This window comes from Jatrophihabitans sp. (genome assembly GCF_036389215.1).
In the GTDB taxonomy this organism is placed as follows: domain Bacteria; phylum Actinomycetota; class Actinomycetes; order Mycobacteriales; family Jatrophihabitantaceae; genus Jatrophihabitans_A.
The window spans coordinates 1-8,451 of record NZ_DASVQG010000107.1 but is presented as its reverse complement, the minus strand read 5'-3'; the positions used below and the strand labels follow the sequence as shown (position 1 = coordinate 8,451).

Below are 8,451 nucleotides of genomic sequence, written 5' to 3'. Positions count from 1 at the left end.
ACGAGTACGCCGCCGGCGCGACCGTGGCTGCCGCCTTCACCGCGGCGGCGGCGAGCGCGGGCAGGTTCGGACCCGCCGTCACCCGGGCCGCCGCGCTGGCGCGGGACGGCAACGACGTGACGGCGGCGCTGGCAACCGAGCAACAGCTGGCCTGCTTGGCGGTGGCCTGTGAGCTGGTGAGTCGCAGCGGCGCACCGCTGGGCCGGTTGCTGGCCGGTGTCCAGGCTGACCTGGACGCCGACCGGCGGACGCGCCGGGCGGTCCGCACGGCACTGGCCGGACCGCGAAGTTCGGCGCTGTTGCTGGCCGGGCTTCCGCTCATCGGGGTGGCGATGGGCAGTGCGATGGGTGCCCATCCGGAACGGGTGCTGCTGCGTACCACCGCCGGCCTGGCTGCGCTCAGCGCCGGGGTGGTGCTGGACCTGGCCGGCCTGGCGTGGACGCTGGCGCTCACCCGACGGGCGCTGAGCATGCGGCCCGGGACATGAGCGCCCTGGGCTGGGCGGCCCTGGCCGGGGCGCTGGCGCTGATCCCCGCCAGAAGGGGTAGGACACCGGCCCGGCATCGCAACCCGCCACCCGGCGTGGTGCCACCGGCCGCCCGCCCGGTGAACGGCACCGGGAGCAAGCTAACCCTGCCCCTGCTGGCCGCGATCGCCACAGCCGTGCTGGCGGTACTGCTCGGCGGCTGGCGAGCCGCGGTGCTGGCGCCCCCGTTGGCAGTGGGCGTCGGGTGGCTGGTGGCAAAGCGGCCGTCGGCGACGGCCGCCGCCCGGTCGCCTGAGGCCCGCTCGGTGGCATTCGTGGTGGATTTGCTGGCCGGCGTGCTGGCGGCCGGCTCGCCGCCGGAGCTGGCGATCGAACGCGTCGCGGCGGCAGTCACCGAGCACGGCAGCAACAGCGTGCGGCACGCCGTCGAACCGCTGGCCCGGGTCGGCCGGTTGCTGCAACTGGGCAGCGAGCCGGCAGCCGCCTGGGGCTCGCTGCATCCGGTACCCGGTTATGGCCCGGTGGCTGACAGCGGCCGGCGGTGCGCCGCCAGCGGTGCCCGACTGGCCGGCGCGCTCGCAGCCGTGGCCGCTGACCTGCGAGCGCGGCACCAGGCTGAGGCGCTGGCCCGCGCCGAACGGGTCGGGGTGTGGTCGTTGCTGCCACTGGGCCTGTGCTTCCTGCCGGCCTTCGTCTGCCTCGGCGTGCTCCCGGTGATCCTCGGCGTGGCCGATGAGGTGTTCAGCGGCGTGCCGACGTGAGTCGCAGACCCAGGCGGGCCGACATCGGTGGCGGTTCATAGGAGCATGCGGTTGCGGTTGGGCGGTAATCCGCAAAGCAGGGGTGACGGAGCAGCTCAATGCCGCGCCCGCGCGATGGTGGAGCCGAGAACTGCGGTCGTCAGCGCAACCACCGCCGCTGCCGTGAATGCCGCCGAGAACCCGGCTGAGGCCAGCGTGCCACCGTGCGGTCCTCCGGCGGAGAGGCCGATTGCCGTGAAAGCGGCAGTGCCAAGCGCTGCACCGACCTGGGTCGCCGAGCCTGCGAGACCCGACGCCAGGCCAGCGTGAGTCTCCGGCACCGAGGAGGCGATGACCATGGTGGTGGGTGTGAAGCTGAGCGCGACGCCGGTGGCGATGAGTAGCAGCCCGGGCAGGACCGAGATGAGGTATCCGCCTTCAAGCGATGCGTTCGCCAGCCACAGGTGGCCGCCGGCCAGGACAACGAGGCCGATGACGAGGGTGTGCTGCGGGCCGAGAGTGCGCACGATTCGCGGCAGAAGTGTGAGGGAGACGGCGATTCCGGTGAGGGACGTGGGGACCATCGCCAGCCCGGCCTGCCGCGGAGCCATGGCAAAGGCCTGCTGGAGGTAGAGGGCCACGAGCACGAACGCGGACGCCCGGGCGGCTCCGCCGAGGACGGCGACGGCGACCCCAGTGCTCAGGATCCGGGACCTGAAGAGGTCGAGGGGCACGAGCGGCTCGGCGGTACGGCGCTCGACGATGACGAAGACCACCAGGAGGGCGACGGAGGCGGCGAGGCTCGCGAGGACGGCCGGGGAGGTCCATCCGTGGTCTGGGATGCCCATGGCGCCATGAACCAGGGCGGTGACTGCGCCGGTGATTGTCGCTGAGCCGTGCCAGTCGAAGCGGCGACGTGCACCGTGAGCACCTTCCGCGAGTACGGTCCTGGCCAGGACGACGGCGGCGACCGAGATCGGCACCGTCACGAAGAACACGGACGACCAGCCGAAGGAGCCGACGAGCAGCCCCCCGACCATGACACCGGTCGCTCCTCCGAGGGCTGAGGCGACGCCCCAGATGCTCATGGCCTTGGCGCGCTGTTGGCCGGGGAAGGTCACCAGGAGCAGCGACATCGCGGCTGGGCTTAGTGCCGCGGCACCTATCCCCTGAACGATGCGGCCCGCGACCAAGGGTCCCTGGTTGGCTGAGAAGGCTGCCAGCAGGGTGCCTGCGGTGAAGAGCACTGAGCCTGCGACGAACATGCGGCGTCGGCCGAAGAGGTCTGCAGCACGACCGGACAGGAGCAGGAGGCCGCCGAATGCGAGGACGTAGGCGTTGACCACCCAGGTGGTGCCGGTGGGGCTGAGCCGCAGATCGGCCTGGATGGAGGGCAGCGCCACGTTGACGATCGAGGTGTCGAGCATGACGACGAACTGGGCCGACACCAGGAGCCCGAGGGCGACCCACTGACGGCGGCGCGCGAAGGGCTCCGTGGAACCGGTGCCTCCGCTTCGCGGGGCGACGCCTACCGCGCCGGCCGCCATGGCAGTCGTCGCACCACCTTCCTCGCCCGCCCGGGTTGTAGGGATGTCGCCGGTGGCGGTGCGGGTATCGAGGGTGGCAATCACGATGGGCTCCTTCAGTGTGATCGGGTGTCGTGCACGTTCACAGTGCGGCCGGTGCCGCGGTGCTCGCGCCGGTGCAATGGCCGGGATTCGTCGAGCGGCGGGCACCGCAGAGCCGCGCTACGGCGTCCGCAGCGGGGCGTGGGTGCGGACGGCTGTGACGACGTCGGTGATCGCGGAGATGGACAGGACCGAACCTGCCGGATCCTGAAGGAACGCCAGGTGATCCAGGTCGGCCACGGTGTGGCGGGTGTTCCTCGACAGGGCCGCGAGCTGGTCCTGGGCGGTGCCCCAACCCTGCTTGTGGTCGACGTTGTCCTTGGCGGTGAGCACGACCAGCGGGGTGGTGCCCAAAGTGGTGAGAGCTTGCGCCTGACGCAACGTCTCAGGCAGTGCGGCCTGCTCGGCTCGCATGTTCGCCATGCCTCGAGGGCTGTTCGCGAACACTGCCACCTGCTGACCGGCCACGCCGGGAAGGGCCGGAGCGCTCATCGCCTGGGTGATGTGGCCGGCGCCGAACCGGAAGAGGGTGGGCGCCACCGCCAGAACGCGCCGCATGACCTGGTACTCACCGTTGAACGGCTTCACCAGTTCGACCTGATGCGGGCTGGCGCTGTCCAGAAGGACGACTCCGGCCACCTCCCGGGGGTACAGATGGGCGTAGGTCAGGGCGTGCACGCCGCCACTGGAGTGCCCGGCCAGCACATACGGGCCGGGCTCCCCGGCGGCGCTCAGCAGGCGGTGCAGGTCGGTGGCCGCATTGGTGGCGTCAGCGGCATGGGGCGAGTCCTCGCTCCAGCCCTGTCCGGCGCGGTCGTACGCGCAGACACGGGTGGACCGGGCGACGGCCGGGCTGACGCGCGCCCACAGCGGGGACGTCTCGGCCAGGCCGTTGAGAAGGACGACGGTCGGGGTGCCGGTGCCGGCGCAGCTCAGGTGCAGGCGGTACCCGCCGACATCGACGAGCTTGCCCGGCATCGGCCCGGCTGCCACACCCGGCGACTCCGTCGTGACCTGGTACAGGCCGCCGAGCCGGCGAGCAGCATCACCAGGGTGACCGGGTAGAGCAGCAGGCGGCGCCGACCGGGGACGTTCCGGCGGGTTCTCCGCGCCACCCACACGGCCAGGACCACCAGAGCCGGAGCCCACCCCCAGGCGAGGCGGGTCATGGTCGGTTCGCCGGGGTTCACGGCCAGCATGACGGTCCCGGCTGCGGCCATGACGGCCGCTGGGACGTAGGCCCACCGCTGCGGACGCGAGGTCAAGCGGATGGTGAGCCAGCCGAGCATCGCCCAGCCGAGGGCGAACGCGACGAGCCCGGCGCCCACGATGGTGGCCTCGGAGGCGTCGGGCAGGACAGCGAACGTCAGCGCTGCCGCGCCCGCGGCCCCGGTGGCCATGGAGGCGGTGATCACAGAGCCGAGCGGGCCGGGGCGAGGTGCCGGCGAGCCTGTCGGCACGTTCGGCCGGGTGCGGGTTGAGGTGGTCATGGCGGTTGCCCTTCTGGGCCGCCCGGGGTGGTCGGCCACGAAGCAACCGTCGTCCTGGCGAGATCTGCTCGCCCCGGTCACATAGCCGGGATCGGTCAGGCAGGGACAACCCCGGTCACTTGACCGGGGCGAGCCCGGCATCGCGGTGACAAGGTCGCAGACGACCTGACGCGACGAAGGAGAGGGACGAAGGAGAGACATGAACGCCACCACCGTGGGCACCGCCGACTGGACGGTGCGCACCGGCGGGCGCCTGGAACCCGGCGAGCGCGGGCGCCTGGTCGCTGACCTTGCCCGCCTGCACGTCGGCAACCTTGTCGGCCGCCTCAGTGTCCTGGCCCACCTCAACCCGGGCCGGAACGCGTACGTGCCGCCGGCGCGGTTGCTGCCCCCGGACTCGCCGCTGACCCGCGCAGCGCGCGACGCCGCGACGCGCGCCCTCCCGGCAACCCTGCTCAACCACAGCTACCGCACGTACCAGTTCGGCCGGGCCCTGGGCGAGCTCGACGAGGTCGACGTCGACGCCGAGCTGCTGTTCGCGGCTTCGCTGCTGCACGACACCGGCCTGGTCCTGGCCGGCGGGCGGGACGACTTCACCCTCACCTCGGCACGGGTGGCCCGGGACGTGGCCGAACAGGCGGGCCTGTCCACGGCGGCGAGAAAGACCCTGCAGACCGCCATCACCATGCACCACAGCCCGCGGGTTCCACTCGCCGCCGGACCGGTCGCCTACCTGCTGGCGGCCGGGGCAGGCGTCGACGTGGTCGGCCTGCGCTGCTGGGACCTGCCGCGTTCGACCCTGGCGCAGGTCGTGCAAGCCCACCCGCGCGAGGGGTTCAAGGAGTACTTCGCCCATGCGTGGGCGGACGAGGCGGCTCGCGTCCCGGATGGCCGGGCAAGGCTGCTGCGCCGCTACGGCGCGTTCGCGCTCGCCATCCGCCTCGCCCCGTTCGACGAGTGAGCTCACCGGTCCCGGTCACGCCAGGTCGAGCTGGGGCGGCAGCCGACTACCCGGACGGCACGTATCGCCCTGCCGGAGTGCCGGGATGCCCCGGGGCGGCTGCCTTCGAGCTGTACGGTCGGCGGGTGCTACACGGCCGCGAGCGGGAACGCGCCCACCTTGCCGACCTGGTCGAGCAAGCGCGCGCCGGAACCGCTGCCGTGCTGGTCGTCCTGGGAGAACCAGGCGTCGGCAAGACCGTCCTGCTCAGCGACCTGGTGGCTACCCAGCAGGAGGCTGGACCGGGGCGAGGCGCGCGGGTGCTGAGCACGGCCGGTGTGGAGTCCGAGTCACCTCTGCCGTTCGCCGCGCTGCATCGTCTCCTGCGTCCGGTGGCGAACTTCGACCGGCTGCCGCCCCCTCAAGCGCGGGCGTTGCGGGTCGCGTTCGGGCTTGAGGACGGCCCGACGGTCGAGCCGTTCCTGATCGGGGTCGCGACCCTGTCGGCGCTGACCGACGCAGCCGAACAGGACGGTCCCGTCCTCTGCTTGATCGACGACGCGCAGTGGTTGGACTCCGCATCGGCGGACGCCCTGCTGTTCGCGGCCCGGCAGCTGTCCGCGGACCCGGTCGCCATGGTCTTTGCTGCCCGCACCGGTGAAGCCGGTGTCGCGGCATTCGCTCCCCAGGGGCTGCCCGTCCTCCAGCTCGACGGCCTCGGTGATGCCGCGGCCCGTCAGCTTCTCGACGAGCGCAGCGGCGCGTCGCTGCCCGCTGAGGTCGCCGACCGGCTGGTCCGCGACACCGGTGGCAACCCGCTGGCGCTGCTGGAGCTCCCTACGGGGCTCAGCCCCGCTCAGCTGCACGGGGCGGCGCCGTTACCGCCACGGCTGACGTTGACCGCGGGCGTCGAACGCGCCTTCCTGGACCGGTGTCGCCGGCTCAGCGAACAGGTGCAGACGTTGCTGCTGGTCGCGGCGGCCGACGCCACCGGGGGCGTTGACAGCGTGCGGCAGGCGGCGAGCGTCCTGGGCGTTGAGCCGACCGCATGGCAGGACGCCGAACGCGCCGGCCTGCTGACCGTTCACGGTGACAGGGTCGGCGTCAGGCACCCACTGGTCCGTTCGGCCGTGTACCAGGCGGCCACCAGCTTCGAACGGCGGCAGGCGCACCGTGCCTTGGCGGACGCGGTCGGTCCGAAGGACCCGGACCGGGCTACCTGGCACCGGGCCGCAGCCGTTGACGGGCCCGACAGCGACGTGGCTGAGGCCCTGCACCAGGTAGCCATCCGGGCCGAGCAGCGCGGCGGGCACGTCGCGGCAGCGGAGGCGTTCGAGCGCTCAGCGGCCCTGACCGTGAACGAGCCGGCGCGCGCGACCCGATTGTTCGGAGCTGCCCGCACCGCCTGGTCGGCCGGGCAGCCGGTACGCGCCCGGGCGCTGGCCGCGTCAGCCCGCGAGGTCGCCTCCGACCCGTTGCTCCGGGCCGACGTCGACCGGCTCCGGGCCCGCATCGAGGTCAACGTGGGCTCGGCGGCCGACGCACACCGCATCTTCACCATGGCGGCCCGCACAGTCGCCGACGTGGACCCCGGCCGAGCCCTGGAGATGGCATCGGCCGCCGCCTTGACACGCACCTACGGCGGTGACAGCGGAGCCGACCTTCCCCCCGAGATGTTGGCGCAGCTGCTGACCCCGACCGACGCCGACACGGCCCGCACCCGGTGCCTGCGGCTGCTGCTGGGAACCCTGACCGCCTCCGCCGAAGGCGACTGGGCCCGCGCGGCAGCCACCCTCGAGCTGGCCCTGGACGCGGGACGCCAGGTGGAGGACCTCGACGTGCTCGGCAACCTCGGCAACGCCGCCCTCCACCTCGGTCACGACGAGGGCGCCCGGTTCTTCTACTCCGCCATGGTCTCCGGCGCCCGCGAGCTCGGGGCCGGCATGGTGGTTCTCTACGGGCTCGAACGGCTCGCCTTCGCCCTGCTCCCCGCCGCCCAGTGGGCAGGCGTTCGCAGCTGCGCCGACGAGGCCCTCACCCTGGCGCGCAGCGTCGGCCAGCCCACCCTCACCGCCACACCCCTCGCTTGGCTGACCCTGCTCGCCGCCCTGACCGGCGAAGAGGATTACGACAACCACCTGGCCGAGCTCGAAGCAGCGGTGGCAAGACACCCGCTGGGCATACTGAGCGACCCGGTCCACGACCTGACCCGGTGGGCCAAGGGCGCGCGGGCCGCAGCCGACGGGGACGCGCCCGCCGCCCTGCATCACCTGCGCGCCATGCGGGTACCGGCCCTCCAGCGGATGGCCACCCTGGACCGCGTCGAGGCAGCAGTCCGGGCTGGAGCTCGCGACCAGGCGCTGGCCTGGACGGCCGAGCTGGCGGCGTTCGCGACCACGACATCCCGCCCGTGGGCGCTGGCCGACCTCGACCTGGGACACGCCCTGACAGCCGTGGACGCCGACCAGGCGGCACCGGCGTTCCAGAGCGCACTCGGGCACTACCGGCAGGCGTCCCGCCCCTATGACCTGGCTCGAGCCCAGCTCGCCTACGGCGAGTTCCTGCGCCGCACCAACCGCCGCGTCGACGCCCGCGGCTACCTGCGCTCGGCCTTGGAGACGTTCACCGACCTGGCAGCGGCACCCCTGGTGGCGCGCGCCGAACAGGAACTGCGCGCCTCGGGTGAGACCGCCCGCAAACGGGACCCGTCAACGCTGCTGGACCTGACGCCGATGGAGCGCAAGGTGGCCCAACTGGTCAGCACGGGCCTGTCGAACAAGGACGTCGCCGCCCAGTGCTGGGTATCGCCGCGGACGGTGGCGTTCCACCTGCGCAACGTGTTCACCAAGGTCGGGGTCAGCTCCCGCACCGAGCTCGCCCAGCTCGACTTCAGTTGACGCCCTCCCACTGACCTGCCCACCCGCAGGTGACCTGCCCACCCGCAGGCCGGCATCCCGGTCCGAGCCCGCTCCTACCCCGGCCATTTGACCGGCGCGAGCCATCGGGGTTGCGACGACGGTAGTAGTCACCACCGCAGGCGCCCGCGGTGCGACCAGGTACACCGAACCCGCCCGCACCTCGCTGAGGAGTAAGCCATGCACACCAGATCAGCCGCCGAACCACTCGCGGTCGGCACCGCCACGGACATCGCCCACCACGCCGACG

At 72.7% G+C, this 8,451-nt stretch carries 7 protein-coding genes; 4 read left to right on the top strand and 3 right to left on the bottom strand.

The features are described 5' to 3' along the window. Positions 1–488: type II secretion system F family protein (locus VF542_RS05030; protein ID WP_408650614.1), on the top strand; the 488-nt coding region annotated here is incomplete at its 5' end. Next, on the top strand, positions 485–1,249 hold the full coding sequence (locus VF542_RS05025; RefSeq protein WP_408650613.1) for a type II secretion system F family protein: 765 nt from the start codon (positions 485–487) through the stop codon (positions 1,247–1,249). The genes VF542_RS05030 and VF542_RS05025, both read left to right, overlap by 4 nt. Positions 1,250–1,344: 95 nt before the next feature. On the opposite strand, the gene VF542_RS05020 is transcribed toward VF542_RS05025, so the two are convergent. From VF542_RS05020 to VF542_RS05010, 3 genes are all read right to left on the bottom strand, one after another. Further along, the gene (locus tag VF542_RS05020) at positions 1,345–2,859 is read right to left on the bottom strand and encodes an MFS transporter (RefSeq protein WP_408650612.1); all 1,515 of its coding nucleotides are present in this window, start codon (positions 2,857–2,859) and stop codon (positions 1,345–1,347) included. A 117-nt stretch (positions 2,860–2,976) separates the two neighbouring features. After that, on the bottom strand, positions 2,977–3,849 hold the full coding sequence (locus VF542_RS05015) for an alpha/beta fold hydrolase (protein WP_408650611.1): 873 nt from the start codon (positions 3,847–3,849) through the stop codon (positions 2,977–2,979). Beyond that, positions 3,789–4,346, bottom strand: coding sequence for a hypothetical protein (locus tag VF542_RS05010; protein ID WP_408650610.1), 558 nt, complete (start codon positions 4,344–4,346; stop codon positions 3,789–3,791). The genes VF542_RS05015 and VF542_RS05010 overlap by 61 nt, the downstream gene beginning before the upstream one ends. Before the next feature lie 199 nt (positions 4,347–4,545). Between VF542_RS05010 and VF542_RS05005 the strand changes: the two genes are divergently transcribed. Together VF542_RS05005 and VF542_RS05000 are read left to right on the top strand one after the other, a co-directional pair. Then, entirely contained in the window at positions 4,546–5,307 is a 762-nt protein-coding gene (locus tag VF542_RS05005) for an HD domain-containing protein (RefSeq protein WP_408650609.1), read from the top strand. A 125-nt stretch (positions 5,308–5,432) separates the two neighbouring features. Continuing rightward, positions 5,433–8,183 (top strand): helix-turn-helix transcriptional regulator, encoded by a 2,751-nt coding sequence (locus tag VF542_RS05000; RefSeq protein ID WP_408650608.1) that lies wholly within the window; start codon positions 5,433–5,435, stop codon positions 8,181–8,183. The last annotated feature ends 268 nt before the right edge of the window (positions 8,184–8,451 follow it).

Coding starts and splice junctions, on each gene's coding strand:
- VF542_RS05025 (WP_408650613.1), top strand. CDS start 485: ATGAGCGCCCTGGGCTGGGCGGCCCTGGCCGGGGCGCTGGCGCTGATC.
- VF542_RS05010 (WP_408650610.1), bottom strand. CDS start 4,346: ATGACCACCTCAACCCGCACCCGGCCGAACGTGCCGACAGGCTCGCCG.
- VF542_RS05005 (WP_408650609.1), top strand. CDS start 4,546: ATGAACGCCACCACCGTGGGCACCGCCGACTGGACGGTGCGCACCGGC.